The organism is Burkholderia sp. 4M9327F10, assembly GCF_005503145.1.
In the GTDB taxonomy this organism is placed as follows: Bacteria; Pseudomonadota; Gammaproteobacteria; order Burkholderiales; family Burkholderiaceae; genus Paraburkholderia.
Genome location: NZ_SCNV01000005.1, coordinates 15,562 through 35,726 on the forward strand (window position 1 = coordinate 15,562; position 20,165 = coordinate 35,726).

Consider the following 20,165-nt stretch of genomic DNA (forward strand, 5'->3'; position numbering starts at 1 on the left):
CGTTGCCGGTCGAGATGGCGACCGCATTCGCAATCGAATTGACGCACCGGCTCATGACATGTCTCTAACTTCGAGTTCCCCGCTTTCCTCCGGTCGCAAGTCAGAACTTTCAGCATGGGCGTTCCCACGGCGGGAAGGTCAAGACGAAGCGGCATTTCGCCACGGTTTGCGCCATTGCCTGGTCAGTGCACGTTCGGATGAAATTGCTCGTAGCAAGACACGGACCTGCGTTCCCTGCGAGCTTGTGTTGACGTCACTTTTTGCAGGCTCGACGACTGCATATTTCGGCGATTCAACCGAAGACGGACGCCCAGGAACCCGTGGGCGCCCCAATCTTGCGCAGGGATTGGCCGGAACCGCCGCCGCCAAAATTCGGGAATGCTCCAGGAAAAAGCTGGAGAGATTGAGGCTTCTTCGCGTGTCGGGTCAATGTTGGCAGCCACGCTGAACGCTTTCGCGACATCCTCGAATGTTCGTCCTGAACTCCCGCAACCACGTCGGATTGGCATGCACACCACCCTCGACTTCGCCTATCGGTAAAGGCGCCTACGATCGGACAGCGGATGTGCAGTGATAGACTCGCTGCCAAACTACAAATCGCTAACCTATGAACAGTCTCCACACGCTGATCGAGCACTGGAAGTCCGACCCCGCGGGGACGTTCCAGACTTGGTTTCTCTGGCCTGAACGGCTCAAGAATTTTCGTTCCATCCGCCAAGGAATACGGCAGGTCGTCAAGGAAATCAACGCTGGCGCCTTCGGAAACGCTTATCGGGGCTCCTCGCTCGAAACCGTCGTCGCCTCGATCGCGGAGCAGCGCCAGATATTCAGGGGCGCAGACCACGCGTTCCTGTGGAAACCCAAGCTGCGTATCCCCGACATTTACGAGAATCCAGTGAACCAGCGTGCGTTCGGGAAAGCGCTGGACGCGTGCGATTGCTGTAACGAGGCAGATGAAGTTCTCGAGGCAATCCGGATACTGGACTCGCACGCGATCAAGGGTCTGGGGCCGGCTGTCGCCAATCTGCTGTATTTCATTCACCCCACACACGTCAGTCCGTTCAACACCGCGATTGTGCGAGGCTTCAACGCGGTGACTCGAGCGAACGTGAAACTCGGGCGCTGGGACCACTATCTGTCGATGCGACAAGGCATCCTGGAGTTGAACCGCGAGCATCGGTCACTCCTCTCCAACGATCTCGGTGCGATTGCAGGGTTCCTGTTCGATGTCGGCATGGATCGGTATCCGCTGCCCCCACCAGTCGACGACACTGTGTCGGGCCAGGCTTGGCTGAAGGATCTGGAGGCCGTTCGCGCGCAATCAACCACGCTTGCCAGGCAACTCGAAGCGAATCAGCAGCAGGACGCGACCCATACCGAGGTTCAGGGCTGGTTACGCGATCTGGGTCACTCGCTCGGGTACAGGGTCTGGATTGCAACCAATGACCGCTCGCGTTCCTACGCAGGCGGAAAGCTTGTTGACGGCTGCATAACGGAACTGCCCGCATCGCTCAGCATTAGTGGGGCGGACACGGTGCCACTCATCGACGTCATCTGGCTGCATCCGGATCAGACCGTGGTCGCCGCATTTGAGGTCGAGCATACGACATCCATCTACTCGGGCATCGTTCGCCTGCTCGATCTGGCGCTCGGTTCGGTCACGCCCGCGCAGAGGCACCTATACCTGGTTGCGCCCGACGCGCGAGAAGCGGATGTGCGCAGCCAGCTTGCCCGACCAGCGTTTTCACGCGTTACGGAACTGGGCATCAAATATTTGCCGTACGGTGCACTCAAGGAGCACCGTGAAAACATCGCCCGCTTCGGCGCGGGTATGAAACCGATTGAGGCCATTGCGAGGATGCTTTGAAGTGCGGTCAACGTGAACGACGCTCAATACCATGTGTCGCAATTGCGCGATTACGAGCGGCTTTGCAGTCAGGCCTGACCGGCGACGACGCCGGAGCAGCCAGGAGTTGGTCCAGGCTCAACGTGACGACATTGTGCCGTCGGTAAATGCCGTCTACCCGTCACGCCGAGCGACGATCGGGACCAATCGGCCGCGCTTCAACGGCACCAGCCGGGGGCGAGACATTGCCCCCGACACCGTGACAGCGCACACGCAAGTACGTTGGCATCGATCAACTCCGGTGTCGGCGTCATCCGTAACGACATCAATTCCCCGGCTTTATGAAACGCAGGGTCATGTCGTCACTCTCACCGATTGCAAGATACTTTGCCCGGTCCTTGTCGCCCAGCTTCAGCGTTGGCGGCAAGTACCAGACGGGATAGCTACCGTCGTCTTTTGGGTTGGCATTGGTTTCGGACGTACCGGCCAGCACGAAGCCTGCGTGCCGCGCCGCGCGGATTGCATAGTCTTGCGGAACGCGTCCCTTTGTGATCGCGTCGGCGACGCTTTCGCCTGCCTTGGCCCGATGCTCGACGATGCCCAGCACTCCGCCCGGCTTCAGTACCTGATAGGCAGACAGGAAGAAGCGTTGCACGATCGCGTCCGTTGTCTCGTTATGCGCGTTGGAGTAGACGAAGTCATGGAGATTGAGGAACGTCACCACCATGTCGGCAGATTCCGGGCCGCCGAGCGGCATGTATTCCGGAGGCTCGAAGGCCGTCGTCGCAACGTTTCCATAGAGATCCGGATTGTCCGAAAGCTTTTTCCCGTACATGCCGGCCATCTTGCGGAAAAATGGATTGACACTTGTTGCGGGCGGCGTAGCCTCAATCAGTTGTCCATGTTCTTTCAGAAAGGGGGCGAGAATCTCGGTGTACCATCCTCTGCCGGGCAGGACCTCAACCACCCTCATGTCGGGCTGGATGCCAAAAAATTCGAGTGTTTCGACCGGATGTCGATATTTGTCCCGAAGCCTGAACGCGGGCGTTCGCTGTGAACCGCCGATTGCTGCCTTCAATGCCTGATCGACGCCTTTGGGGGTTTCGGCGAAGGCGATCGCCATGGGCGCCGATGCAATCAACATCGCGAGTGTCAGTGTTATTTCCGATTTTAGCTTCAAGTCTCGTGCTCCCTATATGGTCGCCAGATAATGTCGTTTTCTGCAAATCGCTCAGTATCCGTCCTCGCCTACATGGATACGCGCCTGGAATCCTTTTCGATTGCGTAGCAACTGCGCCTGTCTCGCTTGCCTGGCGAAAAGCGATGACACAGTGCCGGGTGTCTGCTTCACATTTGAAGGAGGGCGGGCACGGACCATCTCCCTCTCTTGTTGTGCCCGGACCTTCGCGTTCATTCTCATTGAGCCGTGCTTCGGTGCGTCTGATATTCGAGACATTGGTGAGACGTCCAGCCGCCACAATTCCACTCAAAGTTTTCCGTAACTATGCAATCCAGATAAGAACATGTTGACGCCAAGAAACGCGAAGGTCGTCACCAGCAGGCCGGTCAGCGCCCACCATGCCGCCACCGCACCACGCAGACCCTTCATCAGGCGCATATGGAGCCACGCCGCGTAGTTCAGCCACACGATCAGCGCCCACGTTTCCTTCGGGTCCCAGCTCCAGTAGCCGCCCCACGCGTCGGCGGCCCACAGCGCGCCGAGAATCGTCGCGATCGTGAAGAACGCGAAACCGACGGCGATCGACTTGTACATCAGGTCGTCGAGCACGTCGAGCGGCGGCAGACGGTCCGCCAGCACGCCGCGCTCTTTGACGAGATACGCGACGCCGACCATCGCCGACAGCGCAAAGCTGCCGTAGCCGATGAAGTTGGCCGGCACGTGGATCTTCATCCACCAGCTTTGCAGCGCGGGCACGAGCGGCTCGATCTGCTGCGCGTCGCGCGAAACCGAATACCACATCAGGAAGCCGACCGCCGCCCCGATCACCAGCAGCACGAATGCGCCGAGCGCACGCGTATTGTAGTGCTGCTCGTAGTACAGATAGAACAGCGCGGTAATCAGGCTGAACAGCACGAACACTTCGTACAGGTTCGAGATTGGAATATGCCCGACGTCCGCGCCGATCAGGTACGACTCGTACCAGCGCACCATCAAACCGACGAAGCCCATCACCACGGCGGCCCACGTCATTTTCGAACCGATCGCGGCGCCGGTCGGTGAACGCGACAGCAGACCGATCCAGTAGAAGACGGTGGCGAACACGAAGAGCGCGCTCATCCACAGAATCGCGGACTGGCTCGACAGGAAATACTTCAGAAAGAACGCATTATCCGCGCGGCTGAGATCGCCGTGATAGATCTGGATCGCCAGCAGCGACAGCGCCGCAATACCGGCGATTAGTGGACGCACGGGCTTCCAGCGCCAGCCGAGCACGACGAACACCGGCACCGCCAGGCACAGCACCAGTTTGTCGTAGTAATTCATGAACGGGTGATAGCGCGACAGCGCGAACCCCGCGCCCGCAACCATCACGACGGCGAACAGCCAGTCGGCGATACCGAGCCGTTTCAGAAACGGCCGGTCGTCATACTGCGCGACGTTGAGTGTCTCGCTCGCGAACGCCCTGGGGGGCCGCGAGGGTGACGAAGAGGAGGATGAAGAAACCTGAGTCAGGTCCATGATCTTACCGGGTCGAATCTTGTGAGCGTGCGGACGGCGCGCCGGCATTGCCGGGTTTGTCGGAGGCGCCGGCGGTGTCGGATGCTTCAGTGAGTTTGGCGCCCAGCGCGGCGCCGACAGCGTCGCGCGTCTGGACGAACTCCTTTTCGAAATCGAGTGTTTTGCGCGCACTCGACATCGCCATCACGACATTCGTGCCGTGATCGGTATCTTTGAGCCAGAACCAGAGGCGCCGTTCGCGGACGTAGAACATCGAAAAGATGCCTAACACGAGAAGCAGGCTGCCAAGATACACGACTTTTTTGCCCGGCGCGCGCGCCAGCTGGAATACCGAAGCCTGCACTTCCTTGAATGAGTCCAGCTGCAAGTAGACCGGCGATCCATACAAAAAGCTGTCGGATATTGCATTGATCGAGCTCTGGATGAAGCGGCTTTCGTCCGCGTTGGCCTGCGCATCCGGTTCGCCGAGCTGCTCGCGCGACAACTGCCATAGATCCCATGTCGCGCCTTCCAGCATACGCAGGAGCAGGCCAGCGGCCTTTTCCTGCTCGCCCTTCGGCACCGAATGGTCGATAAAACCGGCAATTGCCTGGAAACCACCGACGGTCTGGCCGTTCGGCATCTTGATACTGTTGTCGGCGCCCGCAAAAAGCGTCAGTGCACGCAGCACGCTCTCTTCGAGATGCTGTCGGAGTTCCGGATTGGAACCCGGCGCTGAACGCAGCGCGAAACGGTGCGCCGCTGCGGCGCGCATGGCCGGATTTTCAAGCGTGGCGCGCAGGTTCATCCATTCCTTGACGGTACCGCCAGCGTCGGCCGGAATGCGCAGATAGCGGAACGGATCATTCGGACTGTTACGCATGCCCGCGAGGAACATCCGCTCGCCGGCCACGTCCACCGGCAGCATGTAGTTGTTGTACTCGCGCGCCTGGCCGTCCTTGTCACGCACCTTGTATTGCACCGATGGGCCGACGTTATGCATGTTCATCGGTTTCGAGGTCTTCGCACCGGAACCGAGGCGCTCGTCGAACGCTTCTTTCAGTGTGCGATGCGCTGCCACGCCGCGTGCGTCATTGGCGCCGCTGCCATTCGAAACGTTCTCGACATTGATTGCGCGGAAGTCGGCGAATTCAATCGTCTGGCCGTCGGCGCCGGCGATCGGCGCGTTAAGTGGCGCCGAGTTGCCGATCACGCCGCCGAACGGTGTGGTCTTTCCGCTTGCGCCCGTCATCGGCCACGCGGTCATCTGCATGTGCGAGCCTCCGTCCTGGAAGCTTGACTGGTAGATCGACACGCCGTCGTAGGTGAACGGCTTGTTCACTTCGACCCGCGCCGGCACGCGCGCGCCGGTCTTATGGTCGACCACGACGATGTCGCTCGCGAACAGCTTCGGCATGCCGGTCGAGTAGTAGTCGACGATGAACTTGTTGAGCTCAATCGAGAACGGCAGATCCTGGATTAGCGAGCCGTCCGGCTGATTCAGAATTGCCGTCGATACATGCTGCCCTTCCGGCACCCACGCATAGCCACGAAATGTCGGATTCGATTGCGACAGACGATGTTCCGGCGGAATCTCGTTGATCACCGTGTTACTGCGGATCGGCGACTTGTCGAACAGCCACATCTGCAGCCTGATCGGCAGGTTGCTGTCGAGCAGACCGCCCAGACAGATGACGACGATCGCGATGTGCGCGGAGATGTACCCGAACTTGGTCAGCGCGCCGCGCTTGGCGGCGATCAGCGTCGCGCCTTCCGACTCGCGCGTGACGAACTTGTAGCCGAGCTTCGCCGACAGTGTCGCGAGCACCACCGAGGTCTTCGCGCGGGTGCCGTGCACTGCGAACTCGCCCTTGTGATGGAACGCGCGCAGACTGCCTTCGCGAACCCTGTCTTTCCAGCTCTTCGCGTCCGCGATCATCTTCGGCGCATTGCGGATCACGCACAGCGACACCGACACCATCAGAAAACCGAGGATCAGCATGAACCACCACGAGCTGTAGACGGTGTACAGGCCGAGCGAACGGAAAATATCCGCCCAGAATGGGCCGAACTGATTGACGTAGTTGGGATAGGGATCGTCCTGCGTGAGCACCGTGCCGATGATGCTGGCGATGGAGAGAATGACCAGCAGACTGATGGCAAATCGCATCGAGCCTAGCAAATCCAGCGTATTGCTCCATGCCCGCCTGGTGACTTTTGGCCTCCGCACTGAATTAACCGCATTCATACGGGCTCCGGTGTTGCAAGATGAATCGTATACTTGCGCGGCAGATTTATTTTTTTCGTCATCGCATCCCTTCCTTGTGACTGAGCGTCCATTTCTTCCTGGAGAATCCGGCAATCTGATTTCGGCGAACGACCTTCCTTGCAGATCTGACCTCGTGCAGAAGGTCAGGTCGAGGCATTCCTTTCACGGGCTGATGCTGAGTACCTGCGCACCCAGTCGTCAATGGTTCCGGGTGAAAGTATGCCAGGCAGTACGGCTCTGACCTTCCCGGAAGCGTCGATGAAAATCGAAACCGGAATCACATTGGAGCCAATGAAATTGATGAGGCGATCGATCTGCGTTCGTGTCGTTTCCGATGAATGGATGGGCGATGCGATCACATACGTTACGCCACGGGCGCTGGCGAACGCCAGGGCTTGCGACCGTGCCTCGTAGAGATCGAGGCCGACGACGATCAGCCCGGATTTTTGGAGCCGTTGCGAAGCATCCTGCAGGATCGGCAGTTCCATCCTGCATGGTACGCACCAACTCGCCCACAAATTGACAACGATGCTGTGCCCCTTGAGGTTCTGCAGAATGAGTGGCTGCCCGTCTGTACCGGTCATCGGCAGGTTGTTCAGCGCGTCGGCAATCTGGGAATCTTTCCCGGTGGGATTCTCCCAGGTCTGGACGCTCAAATATAGCAACGCGATGACGAGAGGCAGCGCCGCCGTGGCTAACACTCGCAGACTGGGCGTATGTGTTCTCCTGCCTCGCCATATCCGAAGCAGCGCCCACGTCAGCCCTCCGGCCAGGCCATATAAAGGCGCATACCCTGGCAGCCAGAAAAACAGGACTTCATACGGATGTGCGCGATACGCGTCCATGTGTCCAGCGACATAACCCAGCCGCGCGACGAGCAACCCGCAAACCGCGGCTTCGTCGAGCAGCGCGCTGTACCTGTACACCGACGGATGCTTTGACTTTCGGCTGACAATCCGGAGCAGGCACGTTGCAGAAAAAAACGCCGCGAAAAAAATCAGCCGGTCGAAGGAGATGTTTATGCCAAGCAGCGTTACCATGGATTTCTCTAGTCGGGCGTCAGGGGATGTGCGTGCATAACCCTGACTTCGTTTTGATCGGGACCCGTGAGGCGCAAAGCAACCGGTGCCGAGCTAGCGCATATTCCTCGGTACCGGGATGTCCGCGGGCGGCAAGCACACACCATCAGTCCTGCAGGCTTGCGCGCGAACTGTCAGGCGGGCGTCTGCCGCGTTGGGCACATTTGACAGGGGGATGCGCGTTCCGTCCTCGTAGACCTTGAGTTCCTGACCATCTACGTGAATCCCGCTGTTCACGCCCGCTGGATATTGCGCGGTAACCGGACGTACTTCGCCGCCCTGTTCGACGGAGATTGTTGTGGGGATCAGATAATCGAGCGACGCAGGATTGGCGTTGACATGCCAGTTCGACCGAATATGGAGTATCACCTCGGCGCCGCGGGCGACGTTTTCGAACGACGCCGTGACCTGTTTAGAAGAGTCGCCAATTCCGCCACGGGATGCGGCGGAAAAGATTGGGGAAGATGAATTCTGTGCTCGCGTATCCCAGAAAGTCACTACATCGCGAAATTCCGGATACCGGCTCCATGCAACGATGGCTGCCACTGCAAGCAACGTCAGGGCAAAAGATATCCTGGTGGTCCTGGAGTTCATGTTCACAATGGTTCACCTGCTATTTGACATCCGTTAGCGCATTGATAAGACTTCCGCCCGTAAACAGGCCGGAAAACTGCTGGACTACCCGGCCCCGACTGTCGAGGATCGCGAGAAACGGCAAGCCTGCGCCGCCGTAAGAGGCAAGCAGGCGCTCAAGCGCAGGATTGGGTCGCGTCAGATCGACCTGGAACGCAACGGCGCCGCGGGAACGGATGGCTTGGATGACGTCACTGTCGCGGTACACCGTGCTTTCCAGGATCTTGCAGTTGATACACCATTGAGCGGTAAACTCGACCAGGGCTGGGCGGCCAAGAGCTGACAGCTTCGTGGCATCGGACGCCTCCAGACGTTGCCACGCGACGACATGTGCCGCAGAGGATCCGGGACTTACGCCCGCGTAGACCAATCCGCATGCAATGACGCCGAAGATCGCCACCGCGCGGCGTGCGGCGCGATCCTGAGCCCGCCAGAACGCATGAGCGGTCCAGACCAGCAGCCCGGCAAGAAACGCGAACCACAGGAACGGTCCCGCCGCGGCCGGCAACACGCTTTGCGCAAAGAAAAGCGCCGCGCCCAGCAGGACCCAGCCGAAACTACGCCGAACGACATCAGACCACGCGCCGGCGCGCGGCAGCCGCTGGAGCAACTTGGGGTGAAGAATCAATCCTGCGTAGGGCAGCGCAAGGCCGACGCCAATCGAGACGAAAATGGTCACAATATTGGCTACCGGCTGCGTGAGCGCGAACACCAGAACGCCGCCCAATAGGGGACCGGTGCAAGGTGTCGAAAGCAACGCGCCGGCCAGTCCCGAAACAAACGGTTCGAGAAATCGGGCACCCCGCATCGACGCGGCCCTAGCGGGGACCGGCAGCCCTCTGCCCGAAAAATTCATCATGGCCAGCGCCAGCAGCAGCGCGCTGAGCACGATCAGCAGAATGCGCGACTGGAACAGGACGCCCCACTGCAGATGCAGGAGCGCCGTAGAGAGTCCAAGGATCGAGAAAAAGAGCACCGATCCGGCGGTGAACAGGCCGGCTGACAGCAGGCGCGCACCCAAGCCTCCGCCGGCTTCGCGCAGGATGGCGCGCACCTTGATGGGAATAGCCGGTAACACGCACGGTGTCAGGTTGAGGAGTACGCCTGCGGCCACGGCAAGCGGCGCCTGAACCCAGAGGGAAGTGAACATGGCGCGCTCTGTTAAGTCGATTGGGCGAGAGCATCACTGATCATGCGGTCAAGCGCGGCGAAATCAGGCTCGCCGAGGAAGCGTTTAAGGATCTTTCCATTCTTGTCGACCAGATACGTGGTCGGCGTCATCTCAACATTGAAAAATTTGCGGGCAAGACTTCCATCTGTGTCCATGACGATCCTGAACGGCAAATGCCTTGTATTGGCGTAGTTGGTCACATACGCGGGCGGATCGTAATTCATCGCTATTGCGATGAAGTCGAAGTTCGCGCCTTTGAACCTGTTATACGTTTGAATCATCTGAGGCATTTCCTTGATGCAGGTGGCGCAACTTGTGGCCCAGAAATCCACCAGGTAGACTTTTCCACGCAGGTCCGCCGTCGTTAACTTTCGGCCCGACGTCAGCACATACGTCGCATCCGGCACAGCTTTCGTTCGGCCAAAAGCCATGTATGCCGTGATGGCGAGGATGACAACCAGCAGAGCCGCCAGGGCTTTGCTGACCGGGAATTTGAAGTTGCTAATGTCTGTCATGATGAAAATGCTCAAACAGGGATTTAGTAGCCGGCATGTCGGAGACCAGCGGCGCGCCGTCTGCGCTCGAGAGCGGCAGATTCGGACATAGTGCCTCCCGGCATTCAGATGACATTGAGTCGTCCCATCATGCCCAGGTCTTCGTGTTCGAGAAGGTGGCAATGAAACATGCGAATGCCCTTCATGGTTTGCATAATCCTGATTCGCACGGTTTCCTGGGATTTCAGGTTGACCGTGTCATAGAGTGCACGAAACGATTCCTTGCGGATTCGGCCGCCGATTTCCCGCTCGATCACGAGAAACTGTGTGCCGTGAATATGAAATGGATGGTCCATGTCAGAGTCGTTGACGATCGTCCACTCTTCCATGACGCCCATCTCGCTAGTGAGATCAACGCGGTCCATGGCAAACGATTTCCCGTTCATAAGAAATTGCATCCCTCCCTGCTGCCCCTTCGCCATCGACATCGATTCGCTCATGACGACGCGCTTCTGAACGTTGGCTGCGGGCCATTGCGGCCATGAGCGCAGGACGGACGGCAACGGTGGCCGGCTGGATGCACGAGCGTTGCTAAAAATAACATCGAGGAGTTGAACCGGTGCGTCTTCAGCAGCACCGCCCATCTTGCCCCGGTTATACGGAGCCGCGAGCACCGGCGAAGGCGACATGTGTTGGCCGCTGGCGTGCACGACCACATCGACGCGTTGCGCGGGGGCGACGAGAATCTCGCGCAGGCCCGTCTGCGCATGTTCGAGCGGGCCCCCGTCCGTGCCCACCAGCACCAACGAATGGCCGGGTAGTTGGAGGCGAAGATAGCGGGCATTGGTGGCATTCAGTATCCGCCAACGTTCTTGTCCGCTAGCGTCGAACGCCAACTTTGGTCGGTGCTGACCATTAACCAGAACGAACTGGCCTTCGCGCCCGTTCATCCAGTCCATCATGTCGTTTGCGGGGATTGCACCATCTGCGGTAAGGCGCAAATCGGTGATGGCCAGAACCCTCTCAGGCAGCGCCGCCAATAGATCATCCCTGGCGCGCACCAGGATCGGCCCCGCGAGACCGCGGTACACCTGTTCCGATGACTGCTTGTGGGGGTGCGGATGATACCAGTACAAGCCACTAATATCCGTCGGCAGCGTGAACCGGTAAACGCGGCTGCCGCCAGCGGGTACTGCCTCTGAGGGATTGCCGTCCTGGTCCGCCGGTACCGGCAGCCCGTGCCAGTGAATCGTGGTGGCTTGTGGCAACCGGTTGTGTAAGGTGATCTCGACGTCGTCGCCTGCAGTGAGCTCGAGCAGCGGCCCTGGAAAACTGTCGTTGTAACTCCAGACCTCGGTGGTTTGGCCGGGCACAAGCTGCACGCGTGTTGGCGCCGCGACTAGCGTCGCCCGGAATTTTCCCGCCTCACTGGTTTCGTTTTGAAGAACTCGAGGCGGCTGCAGCGGCCCACCCATTGGGATCGCACGAGCGGACGCGAGTCGCGGCGTTGGCGCGTCCATCCCGTTCATGGCGGGCATGTTCCCCATTCCCGTCATGTTGCCCATTGCACCGCTCATGGTGCCCTTGGCGCGCAACGCAGCGGTGGTCCAGGCAAGCGTAGACAGCCCGGCCAGGCCGGCAAAAAAATTTCGACGATGCATCGTCCTGCTCCGAAACCAAACAGATCCTCCCGGCGCACCAGGGGGGCACCGGACTCTCAACGCTGTTAAACGACAAAAGTCGCCCGCGAGAATTAGACGCGGGGGCGTTGAGGTGGAGGATGGGGTACGTCGGGAGCAGTGGAGGAATAGATCCGATCGATAGCTAAAAAGCGGGCGGGATAGCCAATCGGACTAGGAGCGTCGAGCGATGCATGCACAGGCATCGGAGTGCAAAACGTGCAACTGAGGCAAACCGAACAGAGGTTCACGTTCGCCTTTCCCGATTTGGCGGTGCCCGGAATTAGTCTGTGTCCATCGGCGGCGCCCGATGTGATTTCAGCTCGTATCGGCTGGGAAGCGGGGCCGCCGCTGATGGCGCCGCTCTCGATTGACGTTCCAGGTTGACAGTCCATGAGATCACCTGCCGCCCAGCCGCGCAAAGGCAGAAGTAGCAATAGCAAATAAACGATCGCACGGAAAAATTGGGGTGACATGACTACCTAAACAGGCGTTGACCCTGTCGATTCGGGACAGCGGAGGCCTCATAAAACCTAATGTTACCCGATTCAGACTTCCGCGTACCTACGTTATGGTCGTCATGGGCGCCCTGTCGAGGAATGTGTCCGTGGAGGACACCCAACGCAGGCGCGACTCGGTCGCTAGCTACTTCGTAGTCAACTGGAATGACGCTGGTCACGTTTTCGGTGAATACGAGTGGGACGGTAAGGGTCGGCGGACGTTGTTGGACTACCGAAGTTCCGATGCCATCGGACCTGGTTTTCAACATAAGCCGGTGAATCTCGTCAACGGGTATCCAAGTCAATGTTTGACATCGAGCGGTGGTCCTGGGACAGCCGCGTCTCACGGAGCGAGCCCGGGACGGACAGGGAGCTCGTCGTGGACGCCCGGCTCTGGTACGGGAAAACTTTATCTACACACATCGCGCCTGTCCCTTCATACGCCGCGGGAACGAGGTTTCCAGGTCCGAAGAAGCAGCGCATTGCTCACGACGCTGACACTGCTGAATGCCATTGCTGCTCCCGCTACAATTGGATTCAGCAGGCCGAACGCTGCCAACGGCACGCCAATCAGGTTGTAGACGAACGCCCAGAACAGGTTCTGTCGAATCTTGCTGTACGTCCGGCGCGAGATGTCGATTGCGTCTGCGATAAGTGCCGGGTCCCCGCGCATAAGTGTCACGCCCGCTGCATGCATTGCTACGTCGGTTCCAGTGGACATTGCGATACCGACGTCAGCCGCGGCGAGCGCGGGCGCATCGTTGATGCCGTCCCCGACCATGCCGACAGTATTGCCGTCGCGCTTCAACGCCGCCACTGCTATTGCCTTGTCTTGGGGCAGCAACGACGCACGAACATCTTTTATCCCGAGTTCCTTTGCCACGAGATGCGCGCTCCCCTCGTTATCTCCAGTAAGGAGCACCGTCCGAACGCCCAACGCCGAAAGCGCGCGGATGGCGCCTGGCGATGTGTTCTTGATTGCGTCGCCGAATGCCATCATGGCCAGAACCTTGGTGGCTGGCTGAGTCGCGACGAGCCACGAGACGGAGAAGCCGGCTTCCTGCGCCTGCTCTCCGACAAGCTCGAGTTCGGAAGGGACTCCGACTGCACTTTCCATGAGCCATCGTTCGCTTGCGATAACGATCCTGCGCCCATCAATCGTCGCTTCGACACCTCGGCCAGTCAGGGCAGTGGCATCACTTGCGCGACTCAGCGTCAGCCCTTTCTCTTTCGCAGCATTTACCACCGCGCGGGCTAGCGGATGCTCGCTTGCCTGTTGCACCGATGCCGCCAGTTGCAAAGCTTCGAGGTGCGGAATTTGGTTTACCTCGAATTGTACGAGGCTCGGCTTTCCCTCGGTCAATGTACCGGTCTTGTCGAGCGCGATAACGGTGAGGCGGTGAGCCAGTTCCAACGCTTCGGCGTCTTTGATGAGAATGCCATGCTGTGCCGCTACGCCGGTGCCCGCCATAATCGCCGTGGGCGTTGCTAACCCTAGCGCGCACGGGCAGGCGATGACCAGCACCGCAACGGCATTCAGAATGGCTGCTTCGACGTTTCCATTTGCCAGCAGCCACCCTACCAAAGTAACCAGTGCAATGCCTAAAATGACGGGTACGAACACGGCACTGACACGGTCCACCAGCCTTTGTATCGGAGCCTTCTCGGCTTGAGCCGACTCGACAAGACGGATAATGCGGGACAGCATCGTGTCCGCGCCGACTGCCGTGGTCTGAAGCAACAGATACCCGTTTCCTACGATGGAGCCTGTCACGACCGAGTCTCCAACAGCCTTCGCAACAGGCAAACCTTCTCCCGTTATAAGCGACTCGTCTACATCGCTCTGGCCTTCTACGATTGTTCCGTCCACCGGGATCCGCTCGCCAGGACGCACCACAACCTGGTCGCCGGCACGGACACTCGACACCGCGGTATCTTTCTCTTCGCCCGCCATGCGAACGCGCGCCGTTTCAGGCCGCAATGCGTTGAGCGCTCTAATTGCGTCGGTGGTCTTGCGCTTCGCGCGCACTTCCAACCACTTCCCGAATCGGACAAGCGTAATAACGACGGCTGACGCCTCGAAATAAAGATGATTCATTTGGCCGGGGTGAGCGATGAGCTCGTACATACTGAGACCGTAAGCTGCAGTGGTCCCCAGAGCGACGAGCAAATCCATATTCCCCGCTTTGGCCAGCACCGCTTTGCAGGCAGCCTTGTAGAATCTGGCGCCAAAAACGAACTGCACGACAGTCGCCAGTGCGAATTGGGCCGACGCCGGAAGTATTGCGTGAGCGCCGAACAGCTCCACGAACATTGGTACGACGAGGGGGACGGTCAGGACAGCGGATGCTATGACAGCAAGCATGTCGGCATCAAAACGAGACGGCGCGGGCTTGGCACTGCTGTCAACATGCCGAGCAGCTTCGTATCCGGCCTTGATCACCGCAGCGACTAACGCGTCATCGCTCACTCCCATGCTGGTCACCGTTGCGGTTTCAGTGGCAAGGTTCACGACGGCAGCGGATACGCCAGGCAGCCGCAAGAGCGCCTTCTCTACGCGAGAGATGCAAGACGCGCACGTCATCCCCTTGATGTCGAGGGTGGTGGAATTCATGGGCACTTCATAGCCGGCGCGATTTACCGCATCGACGATGGCATCTTGCGCCACCGCGACGCCGGCCGTAACACTGGCACGCTCGGTCGCAAGGTTGACCGCTGCATGCGTGACTCCAGGCACTTTAGCCAGAGCCTTCTCAACGCGAGCGACGCACGAGGCGCACGTCATCCCCACGATGGGAATTGACCATTCCTTCGATGCCGGTTTGTCGCCGGTTTTTTGCAGGGTCGCTTCCATCACCAATACCTCGGAAAAAGCCCGGGTCTGGAGCGACCCGGGCGTACATCAGCCTTTCAAGACCGGGTTGTAACCGGCCTCTGATATTGCGTTGAGCACTTTCTCGGGCGATACGGATGAGGTCACCTTGACCGTTTTCTGCGCGATATCGACGTCCACCGAAGCGGAGGGGTCGACATGCTTCACTGCGTTGGTGATGCTTCGTCCGCAGCCGCCGCAGCTCATATCATTCACTTGAAATTCCATGCTTTTTCTCCATCAGTTTATCTTCGATGAACCCAGTATCACCATTCCCATGGTGGGAAGGTCAAGGCCTTTTTCGATGTTTTATCGAGGCACTTACTGCTAATGGCGGGACGCGGCCAAATCCTCGGGAATTGGGCATTTGGGCCGAGAGTCACCACGGCAATGTTGAGCGCGGGGCACCAGTGTGTCGCGCATCTCGGTCAACTCCGCGATGCGGGCGTTCAACTCGGCAAGGTGATGCTTCGCTAGTGCAGTGCGTCACAAACAATGCAACGTAATCGCGATTTGCGAGTCTCCTTTACTCGGAGGACGAAGTCATGAGAATCGCGGCGAAAGTTGAGCTGAGCGAAGCACAGCGCAGACAGTTGGAGACGTGGGCTACTGGCCGGACGATTCCGGTTCGAGTGGCCGAGCGTGCCAAGATGATTTTGCTCGCAGCACAGGGCCAGACGGACAAAGAGATCGGTGCGGAGCTTGGTATCTGGCGAGGCACGGTGGCGCGCTGGCGCGCTCGCTTTATCGCTGACGGTGTAGCAAGGATCCAGTGCGATGAGTCGCGACCCGGGCGCAAGCCGAAGATCTCCGCCCGCAAGGTCAAGACCATCGTGGCGCTGACGACGCAGCAGCGTCCGGATAACGCGACGCATTGGAGCACGCGTAGCATGGCGGCGGTGGCCGGCGTCAGTGCGGCAAGCGTGCGGCGCATCTGGCAGGCGCACGGCCTCAAGCCGCGTCGGGTAGAGAGCTTCAAGGTATCGAACGACAAGCACTTCGCCGAGAAACTCGAGGACATCGTCGGGCTGTATCTCGATCCCCCGGAACACGCCTTGGTCTTGTGCTGCGATGAGAAGTCCCAGATCCAGGCGCTTGACCGGACCCAGCCGGGATTGCCGCTCAAGCGTGGTCGCGCTCAAACGATGAGGCACGATTACAAGCGCCATGGTGCGACTACGCTGTTTGCCGCGATGAACACGCTCGATGGAAGTGTCATTGGCCAGTGCCAGACGAAACATCGTCACCAGGAGTGGCTGAGCTTCTTGCGCAAGATCGATCGCAACACACCCAAACACAAGGAGCTGCATTTGATCGCCGACAACTATGCAACCCATAAGCATCCCGAGGTAAAAGCGTGGCTGGCCAAGCACCCGCGATTCCACATGCATTTCACGCCCACCAGTGCATCCTGGCTCAACATGGTCGAACGCTTCTTTCGTGACCTGTCCGAGAACCAGTTGCGACGAGCGGTCTTCCGATCGGTGCCTGAATTGGTCGGCACGATCGAACAGTACGTGGAGAAGCACAATCGCCATCAGAAACCGTTCATCTGGACTGCTAAGGCTTCCGACATCCTGGCGAAAGTTACGCGTGCAAGGAACAAGCTGAATCAGATGCAATCCGTTTGACGCAGACCACTAGATTGGCAAACTACTTCACACGATGTCCGTGTTCGTCGACAACCGCCTCGCCGTCCTCTTTCACAAACGGCTACAGTTCGTAGCCATCGTAGCACCACCCCGGGTCCGGTAAGGCACGTGCCAAGCCAAAGACCTCCTGCGAGATGAAGCCGATCGCGAACGTCGCGCCCCCTCTACGGCGGCCGCGCCGAACAGGGGCCAGGATGAGTGGCGGGGCATGCGGGGGATGTTGAGGCCGAAGAGACGTGCCCTCAAAAGACAGATTTCCTGACGCTAAGACCGCAGCTTGGTCGATTTGTGGGCCCCGCGTAGCGCTTGCCGGAATCGCACTTGCGCGACTCGCTTGTTGGCGTGCCACACAGAATCGCACGGTTAGGTTGATGTGGGTCTTGACAGGAATTGCCCGACATAAGGGTACAGCCCAATTGGACACTAATACGCTGCGTCACTCACGGCGACTTCGAGACGTATCGCCAGGCGGTTTTCTCTTGACTCTGGAGTACGCTCCAAGGTCTAGGATGGGTTATAGCGGACCCCGGCCTGCCCGTTTCGATTAGGGCGAGACGCCAAGCGCATGTCATGCCCAAAGGAGCAGTTCATGCCAGACCGAATTGACTTCACCGTCACCGGTGACGAAAAAATCCACTGCAGTGGCTGCGAGAGCCGTATCCATTTCGCCCTGCAGCGCCTGCCAGGGGTACAACACGTGGCCGCCGACGCCGCCACGCAATGTGTCGCCGTCGCGTTTGATCCGGCCCGGCTCATTCCGAGCCAGATACGCGAGCGGCTGCAAGAGATGGGGTTTGATGTGGAGGTGTCGTCATGACGACTGCAACGTCCGTTGAATCGGCACCGCGCTTCTGGAGCGAGGAGCCCTCCAGCCTGCCGGGCCGACGCCGCATCCGTGCGTGCATCGGTGGCCTGCACTGCTCGCTGTGCACGGGCACGATTGAAAAGGCGCTGGGCAAACGACCCGGCGTCGACAAGGTCGCGGTGAGCCTGACCCATGAGCAGGCGCTGATTGAGTATGACCCCAATGTCGCACACGCCGAGGATCTGCTGCAGACGCTCAGGGATATCGGCTACACGGTCTCCGATCCGCGCAAGCTGCGGCCCTATGACGAAGAAGAGCGCGCGCTGGTACGCGAGCGCGGGCGCTTCCTCACCGCCCTCGCGGCCAGCATCGCGTCAATGGGCCTGGTCGGCTACCCGGTCGACAGCGCGTGGTTCCCGCTGTGCGTATTTTCGCTCGTCAGTCTGGTGGCCTTTGCCTTCGTCGTGTTGCGTGGCTACGGCCTGTCGCGCGCGATGGCCGGCACGACCCTGATCGCCGTGTTCGGCGCGGGTATCTATTACCTCAAGTTGCGCGGCGCGTTCGGCGCGACCGTCCCATGGATCGCCGGTGCGCTCGCGCTGATGCTCGTCTTCGGGGTGGGCGTGCATATTGTGCGGATGGCTGTGATGGCGCTGCGGCGCGGCATTCTCAACCAGCATGTGCTGGTTGAATTCGGCGCGTTCGCGGGCTTGGCTGGTGGGGTGATCGGCCTGGCGTTGCACCTGCCCGGCTATCCGACCGAGGCGTTTTTCGCCGTCACGGTAATGGTGCTCAGCTACCACATCTTTTCCGAGTGGCTCTCGCTGATCGTTAAGACCCGCAGTTCACAGGCGGTCAAGAAGCTGCTGGACCTTGAGCCTGACGTTGCGTATCTCGTCAAGGACGGTCAGGAACAGGAGGTGCCGCTCGAACAGGTGCACGTCGGCGACCTGGTGCGCCTCCGCCCGGGTGGCCGGGTGCCGGTCGATGGGCAGGTCGAATCGGGCGAATCGGACGTGGATGAATCACTCGTCACCGGCGAGCCGCTCCCCGTCGAGAAGCGCGCCGGAGACCGGGTGGTGAGCGGCGCGTTGAACGGCCACGGCACGCTGCTCGTGCGTGTCAGTGCGGTGGGCGAGGAGAGTTTTCTCAGACAGGTGATTCGCAGCGTGGAAGACGCCCGCGCCCTCAAGCCCGGTCTGCTGCATCTCGTCGACCGCGTGTTGCGGGTGTATACCCCGCTCGTACTGCTTACGGCCGTCGCGGCAGCGCTGTTCTGGCTAGTCGGTCCCCTGCTGGTCGGCGGTGCGCCGGATCTGCAACGGGCGGTGTTTGCCGGCCTGAGCGTGCTGGTCATGGGGTATCCGTGCGCGGTGGGGATCTCCGCTCCACTATCGATCGTGCGGGGGGCCGGTGAAGCGGCCGAGCGCGGCGTGCTGATGCGCACCGGTGAGGCGTTTCAGGCGCTGCGCCGCGTGAACCGCGTGGTATTCGACAAGACCGGCACGCTCACCGAGGGTCGCCCCGCCTTGCGCGAGATCGTCGCCGTGGCGTGCAGCGAGGAGGAACTGCTCGCGCTCGCGGCAGCCGTCGAAGCCTTTTCCGAACACCCGCTCGCGCGAGCCGTCGTGGACGAAGCGTTCAGCCGCCATCTCGCGCTGTCCGAGGTGGAAGGATTCGAGGCCGTCGCGGGGCACGGCGTGCGGGCACGCCTTGGCGAGACGAGCCTGATGCTCGGCAGCCCGGTGTTTCTCGCGGCCGAAGCCGTGGATCTCGCGGCCCAGCAGGCGCGCATCCATGACCTCGAAGCGCGCGGACTGACAGTCATCGGTCTGGCGCGCGACGGCGTGCTGCTCGGCCTGCTGGCACTGGGCGACGCGCTGCGGCCCGACGCGGCAGAGACCGTGCGCCGCCTGCACGCGCTTGGCATCCGCACGAGCCTGATCACCGGCGATAACGAACAGGCGGCCCGCCATTTTGCCCACGCAGCCGGGATTGAAGAAGTGCACGCGCGTATGCTGCCGGCCGGCAAGGCCGTCCTGATCCGGCAACTGCAGCAGGGCGCACGCGTGGCGATGGTCGGCGACGGCATCAACGATGCGCCGGCGCTGATGCAGGCTGACGTCGGCATCGCCTTTGGCAGTGGTGCGGACATCGCAATCGAATCGGCCGACGTGATCATCCTCAACCAGCGGCTCGGCGCCGTGCTCGACGCCTATGCGGTTAGTCGTAACAGCTACCGGAAGATCGTGCAGAACGTCTCGCTGGCGTTCCTGTTCAATGGCGTCGGGATTCCGGCGGCCGCCACCGGCCTGATTTATCCGGTCTGGGGCATGGTCGCGATGGCCGCGAGCGTGACCGCGATCTTCATCAACTCCCTGTGGGGGCGCGGCAGCTATTTCTTCGAGGCGATCCGGGCGGTCGGGCACGCGCCTCCGATGCCGCCGCAGGCGATCCCATCGTGAGGCAAGCGTCACCGGCGCTC

At 60.2% G+C, this 20,165-nt stretch carries 14 protein-coding genes and 1 pseudogene; 4 read left to right on the plus strand and 11 right to left on the minus strand.

What is annotated here, in order from left to right:
- Positions 1–607 precede the first annotated feature (607 nt).
- Entirely contained in the window at positions 608–1,867 is a 1,260-nt protein-coding gene (locus tag FFS45_RS07155) for a type II restriction endonuclease (RefSeq protein WP_137954020.1), read from the plus strand.
- Between the two features lie 304 nt (positions 1,868–2,171).
- Here FFS45_RS07155 and FFS45_RS07160 read toward each other — a convergent pair whose 3' ends face one another.
- The 11 genes and pseudogenes from FFS45_RS07160 to FFS45_RS07205 form a co-directional block, all read right to left on the minus strand.
- Positions 2,172–3,026, minus strand: a complete 855-nt coding sequence (locus tag FFS45_RS07160; RefSeq protein WP_249362701.1) for a methyltransferase — start codon at positions 3,024–3,026, stop codon at positions 2,172–2,174.
- A 306-nt stretch (positions 3,027–3,332) separates the two neighbouring features.
- A complete protein-coding gene (gene ccsB, locus FFS45_RS07165) occupies positions 3,333–4,547 on the minus strand; it encodes a c-type cytochrome biogenesis protein CcsB (protein ID WP_137954021.1) in 1,215 nt (404 codons plus the stop codon).
- A gap of 4 nt (positions 4,548–4,551) precedes the next feature.
- Positions 4,552–6,774, minus strand: a complete 2,223-nt coding sequence (locus FFS45_RS07170; RefSeq protein WP_137954022.1) for a cytochrome c biogenesis protein ResB — start codon at positions 6,772–6,774, stop codon at positions 4,552–4,554.
- Positions 6,775–6,938: 164 nt separating this feature from the next.
- Positions 6,939–7,835, minus strand: a complete 897-nt coding sequence (locus FFS45_RS07175) for a TlpA disulfide reductase family protein (protein WP_137954023.1) — start codon at positions 7,833–7,835, stop codon at positions 6,939–6,941.
- A 93-nt stretch (positions 7,836–7,928) separates the two neighbouring features.
- Positions 7,929–8,468, minus strand: a complete 540-nt coding sequence (locus tag FFS45_RS07180; RefSeq protein ID WP_171029596.1) for a protein-disulfide reductase DsbD domain-containing protein — start codon at positions 8,466–8,468, stop codon at positions 7,929–7,931.
- Positions 8,469–8,487: 19 nt separating this feature from the next.
- Complete coding sequence (locus FFS45_RS07185) at positions 8,488–9,621, minus strand: cytochrome c biogenesis protein CcdA (protein WP_249362702.1); 1,134 nt, start codon at positions 9,619–9,621, stop codon at positions 8,488–8,490.
- A gap of 47 nt (positions 9,622–9,668) precedes the next feature.
- Positions 9,669–10,193, minus strand: coding sequence for a TlpA disulfide reductase family protein (locus tag FFS45_RS07190; RefSeq protein ID WP_137954026.1), 525 nt, complete (start codon positions 10,191–10,193; stop codon positions 9,669–9,671).
- A gap of 104 nt (positions 10,194–10,297) precedes the next feature.
- Positions 10,298–11,833 carry a multicopper oxidase family protein gene (locus FFS45_RS07195; RefSeq protein ID WP_137954027.1) on the minus strand — a complete coding sequence of 512 codons (1,536 nt, stop codon included), beginning with the start codon at positions 11,831–11,833 and terminating at the stop codon, positions 10,298–10,300.
- 954 nt (positions 11,834–12,787) lie between these two features.
- Positions 12,788–15,205, minus strand: coding sequence for a heavy metal translocating P-type ATPase (locus FFS45_RS07200; protein ID WP_249362703.1), 2,418 nt, complete (start codon positions 15,203–15,205; stop codon positions 12,788–12,790).
- 48 nt (positions 15,206–15,253) lie between these two features.
- Complete coding sequence (locus FFS45_RS42260) at positions 15,254–15,451, minus strand: heavy-metal-associated domain-containing protein (RefSeq protein ID WP_249362704.1); 198 nt, start codon at positions 15,449–15,451, stop codon at positions 15,254–15,256.
- A 99-nt stretch (positions 15,452–15,550) separates the two neighbouring features.
- Positions 15,551–15,703 (minus strand): annotated as a pseudogene (locus FFS45_RS07205) (Cu(I)-responsive transcriptional regulator); the annotation flags it as partial.
- 65 nt (positions 15,704–15,768) lie between these two features.
- Between FFS45_RS07205 and FFS45_RS07210 the strand changes: the two are divergent.
- The 3 genes from FFS45_RS07210 (at position 15,769) to FFS45_RS07220 (ending at position 20,145) form a co-directional block, all read left to right on the plus strand.
- Entirely contained in the window at positions 15,769–16,854 is a 1,086-nt protein-coding gene (locus tag FFS45_RS07210; protein ID WP_137954029.1) for an IS630 family transposase, read from the plus strand.
- A gap of 610 nt (positions 16,855–17,464) precedes the next feature.
- Positions 17,465–17,692, plus strand: a complete 228-nt coding sequence (locus FFS45_RS07215; protein ID WP_137954030.1) for a heavy-metal-associated domain-containing protein — start codon at positions 17,465–17,467, stop codon at positions 17,690–17,692.
- Complete coding sequence (locus FFS45_RS07220) at positions 17,689–20,145, plus strand: cation-translocating P-type ATPase (protein ID WP_137954031.1); 2,457 nt, start codon at positions 17,689–17,691, stop codon at positions 20,143–20,145. Before FFS45_RS07215 ends, FFS45_RS07220 begins: the two co-directional genes overlap by 4 nt.
- The last annotated feature ends 20 nt before the right edge of the window (positions 20,146–20,165 follow it).

What these genes read in the sequence shown, in the direction of transcription:
- FFS45_RS07155 (WP_137954020.1), top strand. Translation starts at nt 608, where the DNA reads ATGAACAGTCTCCACACGCTGATCGAGCACTGGAAGTCCGACCCCGCG.
- ccsB (WP_137954021.1), bottom strand. Translation starts at nt 4,547, where the DNA reads ATGGACCTGACTCAGGTTTCTTCATCCTCCTCTTCGTCACCCTCGCGG.
- FFS45_RS07170 (WP_137954022.1), bottom strand. Translation starts at nt 6,774, where the DNA reads ATGAATGCGGTTAATTCAGTGCGGAGGCCAAAAGTCACCAGGCGGGCA.
- FFS45_RS07175 (WP_137954023.1), bottom strand. Translation starts at nt 7,835, where the DNA reads ATGGTAACGCTGCTTGGCATAAACATCTCCTTCGACCGGCTGATTTTT.
- FFS45_RS07180 (WP_171029596.1), bottom strand. Translation starts at nt 8,468, where the DNA reads ATGAACTCCAGGACCACCAGGATATCTTTTGCCCTGACGTTGCTTGCA.
- FFS45_RS07190 (WP_137954026.1), bottom strand. Translation starts at nt 10,193, where the DNA reads ATGACAGACATTAGCAACTTCAAATTCCCGGTCAGCAAAGCCCTGGCG.
- FFS45_RS07195 (WP_137954027.1), bottom strand. Translation starts at nt 11,833, where the DNA reads ATGCATCGTCGAAATTTTTTTGCCGGCCTGGCCGGGCTGTCTACGCTT.
- FFS45_RS07200 (WP_249362703.1), bottom strand. Translation starts at nt 15,205, where the DNA reads ATGGAAGCGACCCTGCAAAAAACCGGCGACAAACCGGCATCGAAGGAA.
- FFS45_RS42260 (WP_249362704.1), bottom strand. Translation starts at nt 15,451, where the DNA reads ATGGAATTTCAAGTGAATGATATGAGCTGCGGCGGCTGCGGACGAAGC.
- FFS45_RS07210 (WP_137954029.1), top strand. Translation starts at nt 15,769, where the DNA reads ATGAGAATCGCGGCGAAAGTTGAGCTGAGCGAAGCACAGCGCAGACAG.
- FFS45_RS07215 (WP_137954030.1), top strand. Translation starts at nt 17,465, where the DNA reads ATGCCAGACCGAATTGACTTCACCGTCACCGGTGACGAAAAAATCCAC.
- FFS45_RS07220 (WP_137954031.1), top strand. Translation starts at nt 17,689, where the DNA reads ATGACGACTGCAACGTCCGTTGAATCGGCACCGCGCTTCTGGAGCGAG.